Below are 22,275 nucleotides of genomic sequence, written 5' to 3' on the forward strand. Positions count from 1 at the left end.
TCTGGTCCCCGGGCTTTCCTTTGAGAGGTTCCAGATGAAGCGCGTCCAGTTCAATTCGCGATTCCTGCCTTATCTATTCCTGTTGCCGCAACTCGCGATCATCGCGATCTTCTTCTATTGGCCGTCCATTCAGGCCATTCATTCGTCCTTCTATATCGAGGATCCCTTCGGCTTCGGCTCCACCTTCGTCGGCACGAGCAATTACACCGACGTGGTCTCGTCCTCGCAATACATGCGGATTGCCCGTTTCACGATCGTCTTCAGTGTTCTCGTCACGTTGATCGTCATTTCGCTGGGACTGTTGCTGGCGCTGAAAGCCGATGCCGTCATCCGTGGTCAGTCGACCTACAAGACCCTGCTGATCGTCGTTTACGCGATCGCTCCGCCGGTTGCCGGCCTGATTGGCCTGATGTTCTTTGACCAGCATATCGGTCCCTTCGTGGAATTCGTTTCCTATTTCGGCTGGGACATGCGTATCGGCATCAATTACTTCGATACTGCCTTCGCGATGATCCTGATCGCCGTCTGGAACCAGATCCCCTACAATTTCATCTTCTTCCTCTCCGGACTGCAGAGCATCCCAGCCTCGGTTCGAGAGGCAGCGGCTATTGATTGCAAGTCGGGCACGCGCCGCTTCTGGACGGTCATCATGCCGCTTCTGGCGCCAACAGCCTTCTTCCTGCTCGTCATCAACATGACCTATTCGCTCTTCGACACCTTTGGCGTCATCGACGTGATTGTGAAAGACAGCGCTGCGAACAATCCGATCACGCTGGTCTACAAGGTCTATCTCGATGGTTTCCGCGGCAACGACCTCGGGTCCTCCTCTGCTCAATCGGTCATTCTCATGGTTGTGGTTCTGGTACTCACCATGATCCAGTTCCGCTTCATCGAACGCCGCGTTCACTACGGTTGAGGAGAGAGAAATGTATCGTATCAAACTCACCGACCACCTGATCCTGATCGCCGGCGTGATATTCATGCTCGGACCCCTGGTGGTCGCATTCATGACATCGACCCATTCGGCAGCCGAGATCCATACCCAGGGTCTGATGATCTCCATGGGTGATGACTTCATCCCAACCTATGAAAAGGTTCTGTTCGAAAGTGGCGGCTTCACCGGCCAGGTGACGGGTCTCACCATGGCCATGAACTCGCTGATCCTCGGGATTGGCTTTGCGGTCGGCAAGATCGTCCTGTCGATGATGGCGGCCTATGCCATCGTCTATTTCCGTTTCCGCTTTGCAACGCTGTCCTTCTGGCTAATCTTCACCACGCTGCTTTTGCCGCTCGAAGTCCGCATTCTGCCGACCTACAAGGTGATGAGCGATCTCAATCTGCTCAACAGCTATCAGGGACTGATCCTGCCGCTCTTGGCATCCGCGACCGGCACCTTCTTCTTCCGTCAATTCTTCAAGTCGGTTCCTGACGAACTTCTCGAGGCTGCTCGCATCGATGGTGCCGGGCCCTTCAAGTTCTTCATCGACATTCTCGTCCCGCTGTCACGAACCATGATCGCGGCTGTCTTCATCATCATGTTTGTCTATGGCTGGAACCAGTATCTCTGGCCGATGCTGATGACGACGGAAGAGAGCTTCTACACGCTCATGCGCGGTATCAAGCAGATCCTCCAGGTGTGGATCGGCTCGCAAATCCCTGACTACAACGAGGCTTTCGCCATGGCCGTGCTCGGCATGCTGCCACCCATCATTGTGGTGGTTGTCTTCCAGAGCTGGTTCATCAAGGGCCTCACCGAATCCGATAAGTAAGAGAGGATTGCCCAATGGCTTCCATCGACATCAATCAGGTCTCAAAGATCTATGACAAGGGCGGCGCCAAGGCCGTCGACAACATCGATATCAAGATCAATGACGGCGAATTCATTGTTCTGGTAGGGCCATCCGGCTGCGGTAAGTCAACGCTTCTGCGCATGGTGGCCGGACTCGAAGGTATTTCGGCGGGTACCATCTCCATCGGTGACCGTGTGGTCAACGACATCGAGCCTGCCGATCGGGACATTGCGATGGTGTTTCAGAACTACGCGCTCTATCCGCATATGACCGTCTATGACAATCTCGCCTACGGCCTGAAAAACCGGGGAACGCCGAAGGGCGAAATTGAAGTACGGGTTGCCGAAGCCGCCAAGATGCTGGAGATCGAGAAATATCTTGATCGCAAGCCGCGCGCCCTGTCCGGTGGTCAGCGTCAGCGCGTCGCCATGGGTCGTGCCATCGTGCGCAAGCCAGCGGCCTTCCTGTTCGATGAACCCCTGTCAAACCTAGATGCGAAACTGCGTGTTTCCATGCGTGGCGAAATCCGTAAGCTTCAGCGTCGTCTGAAGACAACCGCAATCTACGTGACGCATGATCAGCTGGAAGCGATGACGCTTGCCGACAGGCTCGTTGTCCTGAATGGCGGCGTCATTGAGCAGATCGGCACGCCGCTGGAAGTTTACCACAAGCCAGCGTCGACATTCGTGGCAAGCTTTATCGGATCTCCCGCCATGAACCTTCTCAAAGGGAAGGTGGAAGGCCGAAAGCTTCGCGTGGGTGAATTCGAACTCGCGCTGCTGGAGCACAATGCGCCCGACGGTCCGGTGACCGTTGGGATCCGAGCCGAAGAACTGAAGGTTTGCGATCTTCAGCATGCAACACTTTCCTTTGAAATCGACTCGATCGAAGAACTGGGTGCTCAGCGTCTTGTCCACGGCAAGATCGACGGACAGGACCTGACAGCCGTTGTTGCATCCAGCATTGAACTCGGTTCGCATCTGCACCTGACGGTCGGTGCCGCGCACCTGCACCTCTTCGATCACGACAGGGGAAAACGGATAGAGCCGCCGGTAGCTGGTGCGGCGAGCACTACCGAAAAAGCGGATCTGGCCTTCGCCTGACAGGTTTGTGTTCCATCGTTAAAACTTTAGCGATCGATCCAACCTCGTTTTAGGTTCACCTTGATAATCTGCGTTCTAAACAACTGGGGATTATCATGGCTTTGAAACTCATGCTGGCCAGCATGGCCAGTGTTCTGATGGCTGCGCCGGGGCGCAACAGGACCGTTGAAGCGCCGATGGTTGCGGCCAGTACCGGACACCTTGCGCTGCGAGCGGCACCGATCAATCCGAATTGGATCATTCGGGGTACGCCGGTCGCGCGTATTGCAGATCATTCCACCAGTAGTGACGAGGCCTCTCTGACCGCCGTGTGGGACTGTACGGCGGGCGAGTTTCGCTGGTATTTCTATTGGGATGAAAGCGTTGTCATTCAGGAAGGCGAGGTCCACGTGACCGCGCAGGATGGCACCGGCCGAACTTTGAAAGCGGGCGATATCGCCTATTTCCGCGCCGGCACCTGGTCGACCTGGCGGGTGGATGAGTATGTGCGCAAGGTGGCTTTCCTGAGAAAGCCATTCCCAGAGCCGCTGGCAACACTTTACCGGATGCGAAACGCCATGCGGTCAAAGTCTCAGTCTGTTCTTGGCTGAGCTTGCCTTCAGCAAAATTGACAGGCGGCGGCGTTGCCATGGACGCCGCCGCAGCTTACATCTGCCCTGCTTCTGAGAGGGTGAGATCCATGGCGAATATCAGACATGTCGCGGTCCAGATGGACCACGTATCCACGATCAACATCGCGGGCGATTCCACCTTCGCCATGAGCCTGGAGGCTCAGGCCCGGGGCTACAAGCTCTTCCACTACACGCCAGACAGGCTTTCCATGCGCGATGGGAAAGTCTTTGCGACTGTAGAGCCCATGGAATTGCGCGACGTGAAAGGCGACCACTTCAGCCTTGGGGAGCCAGAGCGCGTCGATCTGTCGACCATGGATGTCATCCTGCTTCGTCAGGATCCACCCTTCGACATGGCATACATTACCTCAACGCACATTCTGGAGCGCATTCATCCCGGGACACTGGTGGTCAATGACCCAGCCTGGGTGAGAAATTCGCCAGAGAAGATCTTCGTCACCGAATTTGCTGATCTTATGCCGCCAACCCTGATCACCCGCGATCCGGCAGAAATCGCGCGTTTCCGCCAGGAACAGGGCGACATCATCTTGAAGCCACTCTATGGCAATGGTGGCGCCGGCGTCTTTCATTCGACTCGCGATGATCGCAACTTCTCTTCACTGATGGAGATGTTTGGCCAGATGTTCCGCGAACCCTTCATCGCCCAGGGTTACCTCCCGGCCGTGCGCAAGGGTGACAAGCGCATCATCCTGGTCGATGGCGAACCCGTTGGCGCGATCAACCGCGTGCCTGCAGAGCATGACAGCCGCTCCAACATGCATGTCGGCGGGCGGGCCGAGGCGACGGAACTGACGGCCCGCGAGAAGGAAATCTGCACCCGGATCGGACCGGCCCTGAAGGAGCGTGGCTTCCTCCTGGTAGGGATCGATGTGATTGGCGACTACATGACCGAAATCAACGTTACTTCACCAACCGGCATCCGAGAGGTGAAGAAATTCGGCGGCGCTGATATTGCTGCACTTCTGTGGGACGCGATCGAGCGCAAGAGAAGCTGATCGCCGATCGCTTTTTGTTCTGGCGATACAACCGCTTGCAACCACCAGACCATCAATGCGTGCGTTTGTTCATTAAATGTTCTTGCCAGCGCATTCCCTTCGTGCTTAAGTGCGCGTACTTGGTTGCGCAACATGAGGTTGCGTGTGTTCCGGCAGATGGCATGGCGGGGATGAGTGATGGTGGCACGCGTCAGTACGGTGGCATTCCAGGGAATTGAGGGCGTCTCGGTCGACGTTCAGGTCATGGTGGCCCCGGGCAAGATCAACATGCATATCGTCGGCCTGCCGGACAAGGCGGTTGCCGAAAGCCGGGAAAGGGTCCAGGCGGCATTGCACGCATCTGGTCTGGCTTTGCCGCCCAAAAAGGTAACGGTCAATCTTGCACCGGCTGATTTGCCGAAAGAAGGCTCACATTTTGATCTGCCGATCGCTTTGGGTCTGATGGCTGTCCTTGGCGCAATCCCCGCTGATGCCCTGGCGTCTTATGTTGTTATTGGTGAGCTCAATCTGGACGGCACCATTGCCCATGTAACCGGCGCTCTGCCGGCGGCCATAGCAGCAAACGCGCTAGGCAAGGGTCTGATCTGCCCGGCTGACAGTGGGGCAGAAGCCGCCTGGGCGGGAAGTGATATCGACATTCTTGCTCCGCGCAGCCTGATCGCACTCGCCAATCATTTTCGAGGTACGCAGGTTCTCTCGCGTCCGACACCGGCGGTTCGCCATCTATCCTCCGACCTTCCGGACATGGCGGACATCAAAGGACAGGAAAGCGCTAAGCGAGCCCTTGAGGTGGCCGCTGCAGGTAGTCACAATCTCCTGATGGTTGGTCCACCGGGATCAGGCAAGTCGATGCTGGCTGCACGCCTGCCATCCATCCTGCCGCCCTTGTCGCCGGCGGAACTGCTCGAAGTCTCGATGATCCATTCGATTGCTGGTCAGCTCTCGGGTGGCAAGCTGTCGGATCGTCGACCGTTTCGCACGCCCCATCATTCTGCAACCATGGCCGCCCTGGTCGGCGGTGGCTTGCGGGCGAAGCCCGGTGAGGCATCACTTGCCCATCATGGGCTGCTCTTCCTCGACGAGCTTCCGGAATTTGCGCCACCGGTGCTGGACGCGCTTCGCCAGCCACTGGAAACGGCCGAATGCATCATTGCACGCGCCAATCATCGGGTCACCTATCCGGCAAGCTTTCAACTCGTTGCGGCAATGAACCCCTGCCGCTGTGGCATGGCGGGGGAGCCGGGTCACACCTGCGCCAAGGGTCCGCGCTGCCAGACGGACTATCAGGCCCGTATCTCGGGTCCGATGATGGACCGCATTGATATCCGGATTGACGTGCCGGCGGTGTCCGCAAGCGACCTCATCCGACCTCACGCAGCCGAGACCAGTGCTGTTGTTGCCAAACGGGTTGCCGCCGCGCGCGAAAGGCAGCGGGAGCGCATGGTGCTCGCCGGCATCCCGGCCACGACAAATGCACGTTGTTCCACCGCATTGATCGAGAAGATCGCTGACCCGGATCCGAGCGGCCTTCAATTGCTGCGCGATGCAGCTGACAAGTTCCATTTCTCGGCACGAGGCTACCATCGCGTTCTGAAGGTTGCTCGAACTCTGGCAGATTTGGATGGCACCGCCCAGGTCGGACGAATCCATCTGGCCGAGGCAATCTCCTATCGCATCCCCTCGGAACGGCAGGTCGCAAATGCTTGACCGACGGGGCGAACGGATTGGTGGCGAAACTGCAGTGCTTTACGGATCAGTGCGCCGGGTCTCTTGATTGTGACAAGGCGTCAAGCGGCAGCGACAGGCGCACAAGCGCGCCCGTCTCGGGATAGCTGATATCGGTAAAACCACGGATCCCGGCAATGACGCGCTTCATCAGCGTCGAGCCAAAGCCGACTTGCGGGCTATCCCCGTCCACGACGTGTTTGGGGATGGGGCCGCCACTCTCCCGCCATTCGATCGACAGAAGTGTGGGACGATCATGGGTCGGGTCTGCATCTTCAACCGCCCAACGAAGCGCGATGTGTCCTTCACTCGTGCTCAGAGCGCCGTATTTGGCGGCATTGGTCCCAAGTTCATGAAGGATCAGGCTCAAGATGATGACTGTCTGCCCATCGATTGGGACTTTCGGACCGACAGCAGAAAACCTTGTCGTACCGACAATGGCAAACGGCTCGAGAGCCTGAAAAACTACGCTCTGCAATGACGCATCCTCACCATCGCGCAAACCGCGCAGCAGTAGATTTGAGCGCCCGAGCGCCGTCAGCCGGTCGCGTAGCCGCGCGGCTAGTTCGTCAGCCGTCGAGGCGTTTTTCAAGGACAGGCTGATGATTGCATTGATCGTCGCAAATACGTTCTTGAGGCGGTGATCAAGTTCTTGCGCCATCACCTCTTGCCGATCGGCCAGCCGCTGGGTTTCTTGGCGCGCCGCAAGCTCTGCCCGATAGGCCCGCATCATCAAGTAGATGAGACCGAGGTCCGTGAAAATGACAAACACATAGAGCCCCATGGCGACCATCGTGCCAGGGGAGAAATCGAACTGGTTGTGGGGCGGAATGAAATAATACCAGGACGCAAGTCCAGACAGAACCGCAACAAGTGTGCCTGGTCCAACCCCAAGTACGAAGCCGCAGATCACGACAGCCGGAAAGAATGTCAGGTATGGAAAGCCCGGGGGAAGATAGGGGTCAATCCAGAACCGCAGAACCAGCGCGATCAGAAAAATCACCAGTGCGACACCATATGTCGCAAACACGCTACCCACAGAGAGGCGGGTCTGCGCAGCCGCAAAGGCTGGAAGAGAACGGAATCGCGCGCGCATGGGCCTCAAGACAGGACTGGTGAAAGGAACTTATTCTTAACCGAGACCCAACACCCGCGCAATCATACATGATCATATGTCAAAAAAACTGTGATACCGGCGCGAGCGCGATTGGAGTGCGGCACGGATCGAACCGCACTCCTTTTCGGGTCACTCGCCGAGGCCGGCAAACAGCGCGGTCGAAAGATAACGCTCGGCAAAGGAGGGGATGATCACGACGATCGTCTTGCCGGCGTTTTCCTCGCGCTGGCCAAGCTTGATCGCGGCGGTCAGGGCTGCACCCGAGGAAATGCCGACCGGCACACCCTCGAGCCTGGCAACGAGCCGCGCATGTTCGAAGGCTTCGTCATTGGTTACCGTGACGACCTCGTCATAGACTTCCCTGTCGAGGATGGCGGGCGCAAAGCCGGCGCCAATGCCCTGGATCTTGTGCGGTCCGGGATTGCCGCCCGAGAGGACCGGGCTGTCAGTCGGTTCGACGGCGACGATCCTGACCTCCGGCTTGCGGCTCTTCAGCACCTGCCCGGTGCCGGTGATCGTACCGCCGGTGCCGATGCCGGAAACGAGGATGTCGATCTGGCCATCCGTGTCGTTCCAGATTTCCTCGGCCGTCGTCTTGCGGTGGATCTCCGGATTGGCCGGGTTTTCGAACTGCTGCGGAATGATCGCATCCGGCGTCGTCTCGGCCAGCTCCTGTGCCTTGGCGATGGCGCCCTTCATGCCCTTGGCCCCTTCGGTCAGCACCAGTTCGGCGCCAAGCAGCGCCAGCATCTTGCGGCGCTCGATCGACATGGTCTCGGGCATGGTGAGGATCAGCTTGTAACCCTTGGCGGCAGCCGCGAAGGCGAGCGCGATGCCGGTATTGCCGGAGGTCGGCTCGATCAGCGTGGTCTTGCCGGGGGTGATCTTGCCCTGGGCTTCCAGGCTCTCGATCATGGCGACGCCGATGCGGTCCTTGACCGAGGCGATCGGATTGAAGAATTCGAGCTTGGCGAGCAGGTGCGCCTTGACGCCCTTTTCCTTGGCCAGCTTGTCGAGCCGCACGATCGGCGTGTCGCCGATCGTCTCCGTGATCGAACCATAGATGCGTCCGCGACCGGGTTTCTTCTGCTCAGTCATGTGTTTCTCCCTGGTGATTTGGTTGATCCGAGCTTACGCCGCAGGCTGCGTGCATGCCAGCATGCTCATGTCGCCCGACAGGCCATACTTGGAAAAATCTGCCCTGCTTGCGTGAATCCATACTGGGTAGCGTCTCGGCGCCGCTCAACTGGCGCGAACCGCGATATAGGCGGCAGTACCGGCCAGAATGCCGGCCGCACTGCGGTTTAGCAGCTTCAGGGCTTCGGGACGCTTCAGCAATCCGCGCGCCTGGGCGGCAAGCAGGATATAGGGAAGCAGAACCGCCATCAGCACGATGAAGGTCAGGCCGACGAGCAGGATATAGTCGGCAAGCCCGATTGCCTCGAGCGGGATCAGCGTCGGCACCAGCGCGACGTAAAACAGCATGGTCTTCGGGTTGCCGAGCGTCACCAGCAGTCCGGACAGGAAGGACATGGAGGGGCGCATTGCCTTCTCCGCCTTGATGTCCTGGGGAACGAGCCCTGCGGTCCAGAGCTTCCAGGCGACATAGACAAGATAGGCGGCGCCGAGGAATTTCAGGATGAGGAACGGCGTGACGAATGTCTTGGCCAGAACCGAGAGCCCGAGGATGACGGCAGTCAGATAGACGAGGTCACCGAGAATGAGCCCAAGCCCCATGAAGAAGGTCGGCCGGAAACCGGAACCCAGCGCGCGCGCCACGATCGCTGTCATGCCCGGTCCGGGGATGGCTGCCGCGATGAAGAGAGCGCCGCAATAGGCAATGATTGTCGTCAGGGTCATGGGTGTCCTCCGGCAGTGCGATTGTTAATCCCGGCATCAAAGACTTGCAACGGTGCCACGGTCGCCATTGCCCGCTCACCATCAGTTGGGTGTTTGCACCTTGATGGACGGCTCACACCCCCGTCGAACCAAACCCGCCCGCACCGCGCCCCGTGTTGCTCGTCTCGGTCACTTCCGTGACCCGCACCTGCGTCACCGGTGCGATCACCATCTGGGCGATGCGCATGCCGCGGGTGATGACGAAATCTTCCTGGCCGAGATTGATCAAGAGCACCTTCACCTCGCCGCGATAATCGCTGTCGATGGTGCCGGGTGTGTTGAGGCAGGTCACGCCGTTCTTGAAGGCGAGACCCGAGCGCGGCCGGATCTGCGCTTCGAAGCCTTCGGGGATTTCCATGATGAAGCCGGTTGGCACCAGCGCCCGCGCATCCGGTGCAAGCGTCATCGGTTCCTCATCGCTCACCGCAGCTCTCAAGTCCATTCCCGCAGCCCCTGCCGTCTCGTAGGCGGGAAGCTCAAGCCCTTTGCCATGCGGCAGACGCTTGAGGTTGAGCACGGGACCGAAGATGTCGGAGCGGATGGCAGCCATGGCGGGATTCCTTTGTTTGTCGCGCTCAATTGCATATTGGCCGTCGAAACGCTAGATAACCGCCCGACCAGAAGGAATTCCAGAGATATGGCTGAAACGCTCGCCGAGGCGGTCTCCCGCCGCCGCACCTTTGCTATTATCGCGCACCCGGATGCGGGTAAGACGACGCTGACCGAAAAGCTGCTGCTGTTCGGTGGCGCCATCCAGCTTGCCGGTGAAGTCAAGGCGAAGAAGGATCGCATCCAGACCCGGTCGGACTGGATGAAGATCGAGCGCGAGCGCGGCATTTCGGTTGTCACCTCGGTCATGACCTTCGAATATGAAGGCAATGTCTTCAACATCCTCGACACGCCCGGGCACGAAGACTTCGCCGACGACACCTACCGCACGCTGACCGCCGTCGACGCGGCCGTCATGGTCATCGACGCCGCCAAGGGTATCGAGCCGCGCACGCTGAAGCTGTTCGAAGTCTGCCGCATGCGCGACATTCCGATCATCACCTTCGTCAACAAGATGGACCGCGAAAGCCGCGATCCCTTCGAGATCCTCGACGAGGTCGAAGAAAAGCTGGCGCTGGATACGGCCCCGATCACCTGGCCGGTTGGTCGCTCCAAAACCTTCTGCGGCTCCTATCATTTCGCCAACAACACCTATCGTGGCGGCGATGCCCAGGTTGAGCCGATCAAGGTCAACGGCCCGCAGAGCGTCGCCGAAAACCTGCCCGAAAACGAACGCCAGGCCTTCATCGATGAGCTGGAGCTCGCCCGCGAGGCCTGCCGTCCCTTCGATCACCAGAGCTTCCTCGAAGGCCATATGACGCCGGTCTTCTTCGGCTCGGCGCTGCGCAATTTCGGTGTCCGCGATCTGATCAATGCGCTGGGCGCCTATGCGCCGCCGCCGCGCGACCAGGTGGCCGATACCCGCACCGTGCATGCGGCGGAAGAAAAGATGACGGCCTTCGTCTTCAAGATCCAGGCCAACATGGACCCGAACCATCGCGACCGCATCGCCTTTGCCCGCATCTGCTCCGGCAAGCTGGAGCGCGGCATGAAGGCCCGCCTTGCCCGCACCGGCAAGCAGATGGGCCTCACGGCACCGCAATTCTTCTTCGCCTCCCAGCGCCAGCTGGCCGATACGGCCTATGCCGGTGATGTCGTTGGCATCCCGAACCATGGGACGCTCAGGATTGGCGACACGCTGACCGAAGGCGAAAACCTCGTCTTCCAGGGCGTGCCGAACTTCTCGCCGGAAATCCTGCGCCGCGTGCGGCTGGAAGATGCGATGAAGGCGAAGAAGCTGAAGGAAGCACTGCAGCAGATGGCGGAAGAGGGCGTCGTGCAGCTCTTCTCGCCGGAAGACGGCTCGCCGGCCATCGTCGGCGTCGTCGGTGCGCTGCAGCTCGACGTGTTGAAGGAGCGCCTCCAGGGCGAATACGGCCTGCCGGTCTCCTTCGAAATGTCGCGCTTCTCCGTCTGCCGCTGGATTTCGGCCGAGAACAAGGACGATCTGGAAAAGTTCATGACCCAGCGCCGGGGCGATATCTGCCGCGATCTCGACGGCGATCCCGTCTTCATGGCGCAGGACGCCTTCTCGCTGCGCTACGAGTCCGAGCGTTACCCCGCGATCAAGATGGTCGCCATCAAGGAATATCACGTCGCCAAGGCGGCGTGAGGCCTTGCGGGCGGTGACGGAATTTCCGTCGCCGCCGCTGCACCTGACCCACGTGGTTATTCTGCCGGTCTGATCCGAAGCCCCTGTGCGGACGTGAACTCAACCCGCAGGCGCTCATAGCTTGAAATCGTCGGATGATCAGTCTCAAGCGGATGCGCATGGGTCGCGGTGATGACTGCGACATCCGCGCCAGCTGCTTCTCCCGCCCTAACTCCGGCGAGTACATCCTCGAACACCAAACAGCGGGACGGATCGACACCCAGCCGCTCGGCGCCGAGCCGATAACCGGCCGGGTCCGGCTTGCCGATCTTCACATCTTCCGCCGTCACGATCTTGAGCGGCTGCGGCAGGCCGGCTGCCCCGATGCGGGCGCGGGCAAGCGCTGAAGGTGCAGATGTCACGATCGCCCAGCGCTCCACTGGCAGACTGTTCAGAAAGGCGATGGCCCCCGGGATCGGCACGATGCCCTCGAGATCCTCGATCTCGCCGCGCTCTATGTCCAGCGCTTCCTTCACCACGTCAATGCCCGGCAGGTTGAGTGCGCTGATCGTGTCGATCCCGCGCTTGCCATGCATGGTGGGCAGGAAGGCTTCGAGGTTCAGACCATGCTTCAACGCCCAGCGGCTCCAGACGCGTTCGGCAGCGGCGATGGAATTGAGCAGCGTGCCGTCCATGTCGAAGAGAAAACCGTCATAGGAGCGGTCGAAAAGCCGGTCGGGAAAATGGTGCAAGGCGTGGTTCCTCTCACGGTATTGCAATGCTGCTCCCGTAAAGACTTCGGTGAATGTGGCATCTCGATGATAACAATCCATTGGATCGGTTGACCGGTCCTGCTGGCCAGGAGAGATCCGAAGAGCCATGTCTTCACATCGCGCCTTGCCATGGCAACGTGGGACCGATTCTCGCCCCTAGAAGATGCGGTTCAAGCGTAGAATTGCGCCGAAGCTTTGTTTTTGCGCTCCAATACCCTCGTGAAAGGCACCAACCTGCATGCTGAACGCCCGGTCTATGGTCCAATCGAGACCGAGATGCATCCGCACAGCGGTCGCCTCTGTATCCGAGCCACTATGCTGGGACGTAGAATAGATGGCAAATGCGCCGCCGGTTAGGTTCATCTGTCCGGCCTCGACGGGAAGGGGCACTTGCACGTCCAGTCCCGCTTGTAGTCGCGTGAGTCCAACCGATTGAGAGGATACCCGGTTGCCAATGCGATCGACATATTCGTCCGATTTATCTTCGATGTGCATAAGATCCAGTTGTGGTCGTAGTTTGTATCCGTCGAGATGTAGCTCACCTTGCATCTTGAACTGCCCGAGCCAGCGCTTTGTTGCGAAAGCATCGGTGTAAGAGCCGAGCGGGTTGATGGTGTTGTTGCTGTGCCCAAAGAGCACACGGCCCTCGAAGAAGAGCGGTTGATCATGCATGCGTGCAGCGAAATAGGGGCCGACCATCCAGCCGGTGCCTTCGGCCCGGTGGGTACTGTCGAGCATCTCGTCAAGCTGCAGCATCGTGCCGAATATAAGGTTTTCAGTTAGCTTCCGGTGGATGCCGATACTGGCCTGGGCATAGCGGTCGCCATTGCCCCATGCGGCGGAGATTTCCGTCCAGGCGCCGTTATGGGTCGCGCAGCCATCTGCATATCCGCCATCGTCATCGGCGGCTGCATTCATGTATTGGCAGCCCCGTTCATCAAGGAAGCGGATGAGGCCAGGCTGGCTTGCCGCCATCCTTGAGGCGCGACTGGTGATGAAGCCGGCAATACCCTCTTCGGTAACACGAATGATGTTCATCGCTGTGTCGGCAAAAATCACTTGGGTGGAACCGGAAACCGTGCCATCTACGCTGATGGTGATTGTGGCGATCCCCTGGCGGCTGGACCGCAGCCAAACCGAATAGGTGCCGTTGCGGTTGTCGCGCATCGGGATGGATTGACCTTCTGGATTCTGTCTCAGTGTTCCCAGATTCGTTGAGGAAACGACAAGGTTGCCACCGGCGCTCAGGATGTTGCCATTAGCATCAAACAGAGTAACGGTGATCTCTGCCTCGGTCGTGTTGTCAGCCGGCAAGGCTTCAGCTGCGGAATGGCTCACGGTGATCTTTATCCGTGTCCCATCGGCAGCCCCAGGTGAGGTTGTGGTGACAACAACGGTATCCGGTGTAGACGCAAGGCCCAGATTATCTGTGACGACCAGCGAGAAGGTGAGCACCGAAGCCGGGTCGCCGACGGCAAGAGTGGGTGCGGTGAATGTCGGCTGCGCCGAGGTGGTGGACGAGAGGGTGACGGCGGTGCCGCCGGTCTGGGTCCACTGATAGGTCAGCGTCTGGCCCGGATTGGGGTCGGTCGAGCCGGTCCCGTCGAGCATCACGGAAGCTGCCGACCCGATTGATTGGTCCGGCCCTGCATTGGCGGTGGCCTGCCGGTTGATAGCATAGCGCACGACCACAATGCCCGAGCCTCCGCTATAAGCGGCTTCAGCGCGTCCGCCACCTGCTCCAGCGCCACGACCGTTCGCACCGTTCGTGTTATCAGCTGTTGCTCCGTTGGCCGTCGTGCCTCTGACGCTAACATTTCTTGCAGAGCCACCTCCACCATAGAAGGTTGGAACGCCGTTGCGGATAGAAGAGGCCACACCTGGTCCGCCGTTCATTCCGCTTGCCGACCCACCGGCACCACCGCCACCCCCACCCGTACCCGGAAAACCGAGCATTGCACCAGCGCCGGAATTGCCATTGCCGCTGTTACCTCCAGATCCCGGTGCAGCCGGATATATAGAAGACCCTTGACCACCCCTGCCAACAATGCCGTTAAAAGTGGAGTCTTCGCCATCTCCGCCTGGTAAGCCTCCATTTAAGTCTGGCATACCCAGATCATCATATGATCCACCAGCACTTCCCCCTGAGCCTACCGTGACAGCATAGCCTCCTGGGGCGATCCCAGCGAACACTCCGCTGACGACCTCGCCGCCGCCGCCCGCGCTGCCCCAGCCGGCGTTGAGGTGCCCGCCATCGCCACCGCCGCCGCCTCCCACGATGAGGTATTCGACGTCGCTAATATTGGAGGTGACGGTGAGGGTGCCGTTTGCTGTAAAAGTATGGACCCGATAGGTGATACCACCAACTACGATCTGAGTTTCTGTGCCGCCTGCCGCCTCAGCATATGCATGTCTGGTTAGGCTACCGTGGAGGAAGACGACGAGTATCACAATGACTACCACGGATGGCAGCCAATGTCTGAAGATGTTGCAAGTAGACAACGTGGCCATTAACCGGAGCTCACTTTACAGCACTCGGCCTCTGAAGCGTGCGAGGATCACAAGAGCAAAGCCGCTATTGCTGTCGGCCAAATGGCCTATTGGCCTTGTTTTTATGCATCGCTCCGCCCCATCGGGAGATGGGGTATCTGACAAATCAGATATGAACATGTTAGGTTATTCAAAAGTTAAGATGATAGAATTAGAATGTATGCACACGTCTCGCATTCGTCGGCACAGGACCGGTTGCTTTTCCTCATCAAGTGGACGGTACTGCCCGATTCTACCCGCAGAGCGGTGCAATAACCTCATGCAACGGGGTTACAGATCGACAAGGCACGAGATGACGGGGTGACACGGCTTCGGCTCTCGCCTAACTTGTCTGTCGAGAGACAGGGGCGTCCGACGTAGCCGGGCTGAGAAGCACCCTTTGAACCTGAACCAGATCATGCTGGCGGAGGGAGTCGATTGGGTGCCGCGTCGGGCTTTCCGCGTCTGCCCCGTCGCTTCTCCGCCATAAGGGAGAAGCAGAGATGACATCCACATCCATCCGCAACGTGCTCTCGATCGCCGGCTCGGACCCGTCCGGTGGCGCCGGCATCCAGGCCGACCTCAAGGCTTTCTCGGCGCGTGGTTGCTATGGCATGGCGGTCATCACGGCGCTGACGGCGCAGAATACCCGGGGTGTCTCGGCGGTCGTGCCGCTCGATCCGGACTTCGTCGCCGAGCAAATCCGCATGGTCTTCGATGATGTCAGGGTCGATGCCGTGAAGATCGGCATGATCGCCAATGCCGGGATTGCGATGGCTGTGGCGGAGGCGCTGAAGCCGCATCGTGGCATTCCCGTGGTTCTCGATCCGGTGATGATCGCCAAGGGTGGGGCCTCACTTCTCGATCCCGATGCTGTCGAGGCGCTCACTTCAGAACTTCTGCCGCTCGCGACTTTGCTCACCCCGAACCTGCCGGAGGCCGCAGCCCTGCTCGGCGATCCTGAAGCCTCCGACCGGCGCATCATGGAATCCCAGGCGGTCCGGCTGACTGCGCTCGGACCAAAAGCCGTATTGGTCAAGGGCGGGCATCTCGCTGGAGGTGAAAGCCCGGATGTCTTGGTTGCGGATGGAAAGGTCAGCTGGTTCGAGGCCCGCCGCGTCGAGACGTCCAACACGCACGGGACCGGCTGCTCGCTGTCGAGCGCCCTTGCGGCGGAGCTTGCGAAGGGCAGGGAGCCGCAAGAGGCGGTCGGTATCGCAAAGGCATGGCTGGCCGAGGCCGTGGCAGCCTCCGGCAGGCTGGCGGTCGGATCGGGACACGGCCCAGTGCACCACTTTCACGCCATGTGGTAGGCCTAGTCGATCGGGGTTGAGCGCAGTTCGTCCGCTATCAGGTCTGCGGCAATATAAGCGTCTTGCCAGCGACAAAAAGAAAACCCGGCGCTGGAGATCGCCGGGTTGAAGAAACTTGACTGTTAGCCGATGGCTGCCGGGTTAATGATCAACCTTGATAAAGGTTCCGTTCTGCAGCTCGCGCATTGCCTGCATCAGTTCCTCGCGGCTGTTCATGACGATTGGGCCATGCCATGCAACGGGTTCTTTGATGGGCTTGCCGGAAACGAGGAGGAAGCGGATACCCTGCTCGCCGGCCTGAACGGTAATTTCGTCCCCGGTGTCAAAGACGACCAGCGTCCGGTTACCGGAAAGATCGCGGATATTGAGTTCCTCGCCCATATATTCCTTCTCGACCTTCACGCCGAAGGGTTTCGATGCATCCCGGAACGTACCGGAGCCGGCGAAGATATAGGCGAAGGCGGATCGGTAGGTGTCCACAGGCAAGGTCTTGCGCTTGCCCGGTGGAACAGAGATATCGAGATAGACGGGCTCTGCGGCGATCCCGTCGACCGGGCCGCTCGTCCCCCAGAATTCACCACAGATGACCCGGACGGCTGTACCGTCGTCATCAACAACAACAGGAATATCCGAGCCTCGGATATCTTGATAACGAGGTGTCGTCATCTTCAGTGAAGAGGGCAGGTTGGCCCAGAGCTGAAAACCATGCATACGGCCCGCGAAATCTCCCTTTGGCATTTCCTGATGCATGATGCCGCTGCCAGCCGTCATCCACTGGATGTCTCCCGCTCCGAGTGACCCGCGATTGCCGAGGCTGTCGCCGTGCTCGACCGTCCCGGCCAGTACATAGGTGATCGTTTCGATCCCGCGATGCGGATGCCAAGGGAAACCTCGGATATAATCGGTGGGGTCATCATTGCGAAAATCATCCATCATCAGAAACGGGTCCGTCATGGACGGATCACCAAAGCCGAAGACACGGTGCAGCTTTACGCCAGCCCCCTCCATGGCAGGGGTCGCACGGCTTTCGAATTTCACGGGGCGTATCGACATGGCGGCCTCTTTCAAAGACTCTCAATTTTCGTGAGACATGATATAGAAAAGGTCATGCCACCCCGTAGGATCGATCTGAGAACGCTGTGTTCACAAAATAAAGCGTTTTCGCCTCGAAAGACTTGTCAGTCCGGTCCTAAATCTGTCATGAACTGCCCATCTTCATGAACTGTTAGCTATTCAGGCAAACACTAGTGGAAAGTCCGCGAAGAGAGGCTTTGCGGCAATCGGAGCAGATGACCCATGTGCCGTTGGGCAGCCTACCGCGGTGACGCGATTTACCTTGAAGAACTTGTCAGTTCACCCGCCCATTCCCTGATAGAGCAGTCCCATTGCGCAACACGCGCCAAGACCTCGACAAATGCTGATGGTTTCGGTTTGGCGTGGTATGGAGATCGTCCAGAGCCGGGACGATTTCGCGATGTTCTGCCAGCCTGGTCCGACTGTAATCTGAAAAGCCTCGCACGCCAGATAAGGTCGCCACTCTTCCTGGCACATGTCCGCGCCGCCACTCATGGTTCTACGCGTCGTGACAATTGCCATCCCTTCGTTCACGACAACTGGTCCTTCATGCATAACGGCCAGATCGATCATTTCGATCAGTTGCGTCGCCCCATGGAGACCATGCTGGATGACGAGTATTTCAACGGACGCCATGGAAATACCGATTCAGAGCTTCTGTTCCTGCTGGCCATGCAGTTCGGCATGAAGGAGCGACCGCTGGCAGCCATGGCGGAAGCTATTGGTTTCGTGACCGGTCTCAGCCTTCATCTTGTCGGTTCGGTGAAGATCCGTTTTACGGCTGCCTTCTCTGACGGCAAAAGCCTCTATGCCGTTCGCTATGCCTCGGATCGCTTTGCTCCAACGCTGTTTGCGGGTCCCATGGGAGAAAGCGGCAGCCATTGTGTTGTCTCGGAGCCGCTGAACGACGACACCGATGCATGGATGGAGATCCCGCCGGACAGCGCGGTGGTGGTCGATGACACGGGATTGCGTGTCGAAGCCTTCAAACCGGCTGTCGAGACGCAACGCTTGCCGAATTTGGCACTCGCCAACTGATCTGCTCAGTCGAGACCTTTAGGGATACCCAGTTCTGTGCGGGTCTTTTGTGTGAGGCCCTGTGCCACAAGCCTATGTGATCGTTGAAGATAATACTGCAGATCATCGCTGGAAAGCGGCGCCTCTGCCGATACGGAAACCCATTTCCGCTTGGCGAAATAGGGTGCCTGGCTAACTCCATCCATTGACGACAGGATCTCGAAACTTTCCTCGGTGACCTTGAAGGTGATCCGATGGCTGGTATCGGTCAACAAGGCAAAGACCTTGTCTGCGACCTTGGCAACCCGGCTATCCCATTGATCGACGAAGGATACACCCGGAAGTCTCGCGACGAAATCCTCGAATTCGGCTCGTTCGAAGAGATTGCTCATGGCTTCTCAACACGCTCCGCTATCCAGTGGGCAAGCTTCATTGCCACAGCATCCTTGTCCATCTCTGGCCAGACTTCGGAGCCGGATGTCGTGATCAGCCGAACGGTATTTCGACTGCCGCCCATTATCCCGGTTTCAGGGGATACGTCGTTGGCAACGATAAGGTCAGCGCCCTTACGCTCCAGTTTTGCTCGACCGTTCTCCTCCACATTCTGGGTCTCGGCTGCAAAACCGACGACGAGACGCGGTCGGTTTGGGTGGTGGCCGACCGTCTTCAGAATATCGGGGTTCTCGGTCAGTTCGAGCGGCGCCGGCGCAGCCCCCGCCTGTTTCTTGATCTTCTGGTCGGCTGACGAGGCGACCCGCCAGTCTGCGACAGCTGCAACCATAACCGCTATATCGGCGGGAAGGGCAGCAAGGACCGCGTCGCGCATTTCCTCGGCCCGTTCGATGTGGATGGTGGTCACACCCGCCGGATCAGCAATGGTAACCGGCCCGGAGACAAGCGTCACCTTGGCGCCCAATCTGGAAAGTGCTGCTGCAATCGCATGACCCTGCCTGCCGGAAGAGCGGTTTGCGATGTAACGGACGGGGTCAATCGGTTCATGCGTCGGGCCGGATGTCACGATGGCGGTCTTGCCGCTGAGCATCAGAGACTGAGGTTGAAGCAGATCCTCGATCGCGGCAACAATCTCAAGCGGTTCCGCCATGCGACCGACGCCAGCCTCGCCACTTTCGGCCATTTCGCCAGCCTTGGGACCGATGAAATGCAGGCCGTCGCTCTGAAGGGTCATCAGGTTTCGCTGGGTGGCCGGATGCGCCCACATCTGCGGGTTCATCGCAGGCGCCACAAGCACTGGCTTGTTGGTGGCCAGGAGAACCGTGGATGCAAGATCATTGGCAAGGCCGTTTGCCATCTTGGCCATCAGGTCTGCCGTCGCCGGGGCAACCACCACGAGGTCGCATTCCCGCGCCAGCCGGATATGGCCGACATCCTGTTCATCCTCCCGCGAGAAAAGCTCGGTGAAAACCTTGTCGGCCGCTAGCGCCCCCACGGCCAGCGGCGTGATGAACTCCTGGGCGCCCGCCGTCATGATCGGGCGGACATGTGCGCCGCGTTCGCGAAGTCGCCGGATCAGGTCCAGGCTCTTATAGGCGGCAATTCCACCAGAAATGATGAGAAGAATGTCCTTGCCGGCAAGCGTCATTAGCAGAGATCCTGATCAATTCGTCTTGCCTGATTAGCGCAAATCGGGACCCGGCGAAATCATTTGTAAAAAGCCTATGGCAGAGCTTCCGCCGGACCCGCAAAAAACTGGTAGGCTTAGCTGACCTGAATGGCGATCACGACAGCGGCAATCGCAATGACCCAGAGCGCCAGTCGGCCCAAGCGAGTATGACGTGCCTCGGCCTTGCCGATCGCCTCGGCGGTTTCGGGATCGAAGCGCAGGCCGTGCTCGCTCATATGCATCAACTCGCCATGGAATTTCTCGGTCTTGGACGCAATTTCCGGCAGGGCTTCTGCAACGCGGATCGCTGCCTTCACGCCGTCCTTGAGATCGACCGCAATTCGCTTCGGCCCCAGATTGTCGCGTATCCAGGATGAGACGACGGGGTCCGCCGCCTTCCACATGTTGAACTGCGGATTGAGAATCCGCGCCACGCCCTCGACCACCACCATGGTCTTCTGGAGCATGATCAGTTCGGGTCGGGCTGCCATATCGAAAAGCTCGGTCACCTCGAACAGCAGCGTCAGCAACCGTCCCATCGAAATCGTCTCAGCGGGCTGACCATGGATCGGCTCGCCGATGGCGCGGATTGCCTGGGCAAAGCTTGCAACATTATGGTGGGACGGCACATATCCCGCCTCGAAGTGCACTTCAGCTACACGCAGGTAATCACGGGTGATGAAGCCGTAGAGGATCTCCGCAAGAAAACGCCGCTCTTTCTTTCCCAGACGTCCGGTAATGCCCATGTCGACGGCAACGATCATGCCCTGCGGGTCGACGAAGAGATTGCCGGGATGCATATCGGCATGAAAAAAGCCGTCACGCAGCGTATGGCGCAGGAAGGACTGGATCAGCGTATCGGCGAGCGCGTTCAGATCGTGCCCGGCTTTGCGCAGGGCCTCCACGTCCGACATCTTGATCCCGTCGATCCATTCCATGGTGACGACATCGCGGCCGGTTCTTTCCCAGTCGATTTCGGGAACGCGGAAACCGGGGTCATCGCGAGTGTTTTCGCCAAGCTCGGAAAATGCCGCTCCTTCGAGCCGCAGGTCCATCTCGACTTTGGTGGTCTGTTCGAGTGTGCGCGTGACTTCCACCGGACGCAGGCGCCGTGTCTGCGGGATGAAGCGTTCCTGCAGATGGGAAACGAGATACATCGCCTCCAGATCAGCGGCAAAGCGCCGGCGGATGCCGGGTCGGATCACCTTGACGGCAACCTTCTTTGGCCCCTGATCCGTCATGACTTCCGCCGGGTGTACCTGCGCAATCGACGCCGCAGCAATCGGCGCGTCAAGACGCAGATAAAGCTCGTCAATCGGGCGCCCGAGGGATTCCTGAATAGTGGTCTTAGCCTCTTCCATGGGGAAAAAGGCCATGCGGTCTTGAAGGCCGGAAAGATCCTCGGAAAACTCGGTGCCGACCACATCGGGACGCGTTGCCAGGAACTGCCCGATCTTCACATAGGACGGGCCGAGCCGAGCCACGGCACGGGCAAGGCGATCGGATCGCTCGCGCTTCATCGCGCGATTGCGCGCCAGCAAGCCGGCAGCCTTTTGTGCAAGACGCAGGCTTGGCGGCAGGCCTTCCGAAGGCAGCGCCGAAACAACACCCTCACGAACCAGAACCCAGCCCACCCGCGCCAGGCGGAAATATGCACCCACTGTGCTCATCAGGATCAGAGCTTCCAGCCGGAATGGAGGGCGGCGATGCCACCCGAATAATTGGTGAACTTCACATTCGAGAAGCCCGCCTTGCGTATCATGGTCGCGAAATTCTCCTGATTGGGGAACTTGCGGATGGATTCCACGAGATACTGGTAGGGTTCGGCATCACCGGTGATCATTTTGCCAAGACGTGGGATGGCATTGAACGACCACGCGTCGTAAACCTTGTCGAGGAGCGGCAGATCCACCTCGGAAAACTCGAGAACCAGTAGTCGGCCGCCGCGTTTCAGCACCCGATAAGCCTCCGCAAGCGCGACGTCGATGCGCGGAACATTCCGGATGCCAAAGGCGATCGTATAGGCGTCGAAACTGTTGGCGTCGAACGGAAGGCTCTCGGCATTGGCCTCGACGAAGGTCAGGTTTTCGGTCAATCCCTTCTTTTCTGCGCGCTCGGCACCGACACCCAGCATCGAGCCATTGATGTCGAGGACGGTCGCATGGGCCAGCCGATCAGAAGCCTCAATAATGCGGAAGGCAATATCCCCGGTGCCGCCTGCTACATCCAGCACCTTATAGGACGGATCCTTGCGCGGATTGAGCGCTGCAATCATCGCATCCTTCCAGACCCGATGCAGACCGCCGGACATCACATCATTCATGATGTCATAGCGCTTCGCGACCTTGTGGAATACGTCGTTGACCAGATCCTGCTTCTCGCCATCGCCAACCTGCCGGAAGCCATACGAGGTCTCCATTCCACCTTCGGCAGATACTCGGCTTGCAGTCATGGCTTCACTCCACTTGTCGACTTTTACAGGGACCA

20 protein-coding genes and 1 riboswitch are annotated in these 22,275 nt (G+C 59.0%); of the genes, 9 read left to right on the forward strand and 11 right to left on the reverse strand.

Features of this window, described 5'->3' with window-relative positions:
- Window positions 1-34 precede the first annotated feature (34 nt).
- The 6 genes from FE840_RS06170 to FE840_RS06195 all read left to right on the forward strand — a co-directional run bounded on the left by FE840_RS06170 (window position 35) and on the right by FE840_RS06195 (window position 6,227).
- Complete coding sequence (locus FE840_RS06170) at window positions 35-916, forward strand: ABC transporter permease subunit (RefSeq protein ID WP_138285710.1); 882 nt, start codon at window positions 35-37, stop codon at window positions 914-916.
- A 10-nt stretch (window positions 917-926) separates the two neighbouring features.
- Window positions 927-1,769, forward strand: a complete 843-nt coding sequence (locus FE840_RS06175) for an ABC transporter permease subunit (RefSeq protein WP_138285709.1) — start codon at window positions 927-929, stop codon at window positions 1,767-1,769.
- Between the two features lie 14 nt (window positions 1,770-1,783).
- Window positions 1,784-2,893 carry a sn-glycerol-3-phosphate import ATP-binding protein UgpC gene (locus FE840_RS06180; RefSeq protein WP_138285708.1) on the forward strand — a complete coding sequence of 370 codons (1,110 nt, stop codon included), beginning with the start codon at window positions 1,784-1,786 and terminating at the stop codon, window positions 2,891-2,893.
- Between the two features lie 95 nt (window positions 2,894-2,988).
- Window positions 2,989-3,483: a cupin domain-containing protein gene (locus FE840_RS06185; RefSeq protein WP_138285707.1), complete on the forward strand. Its 495-nt coding sequence runs from the start codon at window positions 2,989-2,991 to the stop codon at window positions 3,481-3,483.
- An 89-nt stretch (window positions 3,484-3,572) separates the two neighbouring features.
- Window positions 3,573-4,520 (forward strand): glutathione synthase, encoded by a 948-nt coding sequence (gene gshB / locus FE840_RS06190; protein ID WP_138285706.1) that lies wholly within the window; start codon window positions 3,573-3,575, stop codon window positions 4,518-4,520.
- 177 nt (window positions 4,521-4,697) lie between these two features.
- Complete coding sequence (locus tag FE840_RS06195; protein WP_138285705.1) at window positions 4,698-6,227, forward strand: YifB family Mg chelatase-like AAA ATPase; 1,530 nt, start codon at window positions 4,698-4,700, stop codon at window positions 6,225-6,227.
- 46 nt (window positions 6,228-6,273) lie between these two features.
- On the opposite strand, the gene FE840_RS06200 is transcribed toward FE840_RS06195, so the two are convergent.
- From FE840_RS06200 to dut, 4 genes are all read right to left on the reverse strand, one after another.
- On the reverse strand, window positions 6,274-7,341 hold the full coding sequence (locus FE840_RS06200) for a sensor histidine kinase (RefSeq protein ID WP_138285704.1): 1,068 nt from the start codon (window positions 7,339-7,341) through the stop codon (window positions 6,274-6,276).
- A 150-nt stretch (window positions 7,342-7,491) separates the two neighbouring features.
- Entirely contained in the window at window positions 7,492-8,460 is a 969-nt protein-coding gene (cysK, locus tag FE840_RS06205; RefSeq protein ID WP_138285703.1) for a cysteine synthase A, read from the reverse strand.
- Window positions 8,461-8,604: 144 nt separating this feature from the next.
- On the reverse strand, window positions 8,605-9,222 hold the full coding sequence (locus FE840_RS06210) for a LysE family translocator (protein ID WP_138285702.1): 618 nt from the start codon (window positions 9,220-9,222) through the stop codon (window positions 8,605-8,607).
- A 112-nt stretch (window positions 9,223-9,334) separates the two neighbouring features.
- Window positions 9,335-9,811, reverse strand: a complete 477-nt coding sequence (gene dut, locus FE840_RS06215; protein ID WP_138285701.1) for a dUTP diphosphatase — start codon at window positions 9,809-9,811, stop codon at window positions 9,335-9,337.
- Window positions 9,812-9,898: 87 nt separating this feature from the next.
- Here dut and FE840_RS06220 point away from each other — a divergent pair, with 87 nt between their 5' ends.
- Window positions 9,899-11,482 carry a peptide chain release factor 3 gene (locus FE840_RS06220; RefSeq protein WP_138285700.1) on the forward strand — a complete coding sequence of 528 codons (1,584 nt, stop codon included), beginning with the start codon at window positions 9,899-9,901 and terminating at the stop codon, window positions 11,480-11,482.
- A 56-nt stretch (window positions 11,483-11,538) separates the two neighbouring features.
- Here FE840_RS06220 and FE840_RS06225 read toward each other — a convergent pair whose 3' ends face one another.
- Window positions 11,539-12,156: an HAD-IA family hydrolase gene (locus FE840_RS06225; RefSeq protein WP_138285994.1), complete on the reverse strand. Its 618-nt coding sequence runs from the start codon at window positions 12,154-12,156 to the stop codon at window positions 11,539-11,541.
- Window positions 12,157-12,390: 234 nt separating this feature from the next.
- On the reverse strand, window positions 12,391-14,697 hold the full coding sequence (locus tag FE840_RS06230) for an Ig-like domain-containing protein (protein WP_171033640.1): 2,307 nt from the start codon (window positions 14,695-14,697) through the stop codon (window positions 12,391-12,393).
- A gap of 420 nt (window positions 14,698-15,117) precedes the next feature.
- A riboswitch (TPP riboswitch) is annotated at window positions 15,118-15,213 on the forward strand.
- 53 nt (window positions 15,214-15,266) lie between these two features.
- Between FE840_RS06230 and thiD the strand changes: the two genes are divergently transcribed.
- Window positions 15,267-16,076, forward strand: coding sequence for a bifunctional hydroxymethylpyrimidine kinase/phosphomethylpyrimidine kinase (thiD, locus tag FE840_RS06235; RefSeq protein WP_138285698.1), 810 nt, complete (start codon window positions 15,267-15,269; stop codon window positions 16,074-16,076).
- Between the two features lie 141 nt (window positions 16,077-16,217).
- On the opposite strand, the gene FE840_RS06240 is transcribed toward thiD, so the two are convergent.
- A complete protein-coding gene (locus FE840_RS06240) occupies window positions 16,218-17,129 on the reverse strand; it encodes a pirin family protein (protein WP_138285697.1) in 912 nt (303 codons plus the stop codon).
- Window positions 17,130-17,372: 243 nt separating this feature from the next.
- Between FE840_RS06240 and FE840_RS06245 the strand changes: the two genes are divergently transcribed.
- Window positions 17,373-18,188 (forward strand): class II glutamine amidotransferase, encoded by an 816-nt coding sequence (locus tag FE840_RS06245; protein ID WP_138285696.1) that lies wholly within the window; start codon window positions 17,373-17,375, stop codon window positions 18,186-18,188.
- A 5-nt stretch (window positions 18,189-18,193) separates the two neighbouring features.
- Here the strand turns inward: FE840_RS06245 and FE840_RS06250 are convergent, their stop codons facing one another.
- The 4 genes from FE840_RS06250 to ubiE all read right to left on the reverse strand — a co-directional run bounded on the left by FE840_RS06250 (window position 18,194) and on the right by ubiE (window position 22,240).
- Complete coding sequence (locus FE840_RS06250; RefSeq protein WP_138285695.1) at window positions 18,194-18,559, reverse strand: MmcQ/YjbR family DNA-binding protein; 366 nt, start codon at window positions 18,557-18,559, stop codon at window positions 18,194-18,196.
- Window positions 18,556-19,767, reverse strand: coding sequence for a bifunctional phosphopantothenoylcysteine decarboxylase/phosphopantothenate--cysteine ligase CoaBC (gene coaBC / locus FE840_RS06255; protein WP_138285694.1), 1,212 nt, complete (start codon window positions 19,765-19,767; stop codon window positions 18,556-18,558). Before coaBC ends, FE840_RS06250 begins: the two co-directional genes overlap by 4 nt.
- Before the next feature lie 116 nt (window positions 19,768-19,883).
- Window positions 19,884-21,458, reverse strand: a complete 1,575-nt coding sequence (ubiB, locus tag FE840_RS06260; RefSeq protein ID WP_138285693.1) for a 2-polyprenylphenol 6-hydroxylase — start codon at window positions 21,456-21,458, stop codon at window positions 19,884-19,886.
- A 5-nt stretch (window positions 21,459-21,463) separates the two neighbouring features.
- On the reverse strand, window positions 21,464-22,240 hold the full coding sequence (ubiE, locus tag FE840_RS06265) for a bifunctional demethylmenaquinone methyltransferase/2-methoxy-6-polyprenyl-1,4-benzoquinol methylase UbiE (RefSeq protein WP_138285692.1): 777 nt from the start codon (window positions 22,238-22,240) through the stop codon (window positions 21,464-21,466).
- Between the last annotated feature and the right edge of the window lie 35 nt (window positions 22,241-22,275).

Origin of the sequence: Peteryoungia desertarenae (assembly GCF_005860795.2) — a bacterium.
Classification (GTDB): Bacteria; Pseudomonadota; Alphaproteobacteria; order Rhizobiales; family Rhizobiaceae; genus Allorhizobium; species Allorhizobium desertarenae.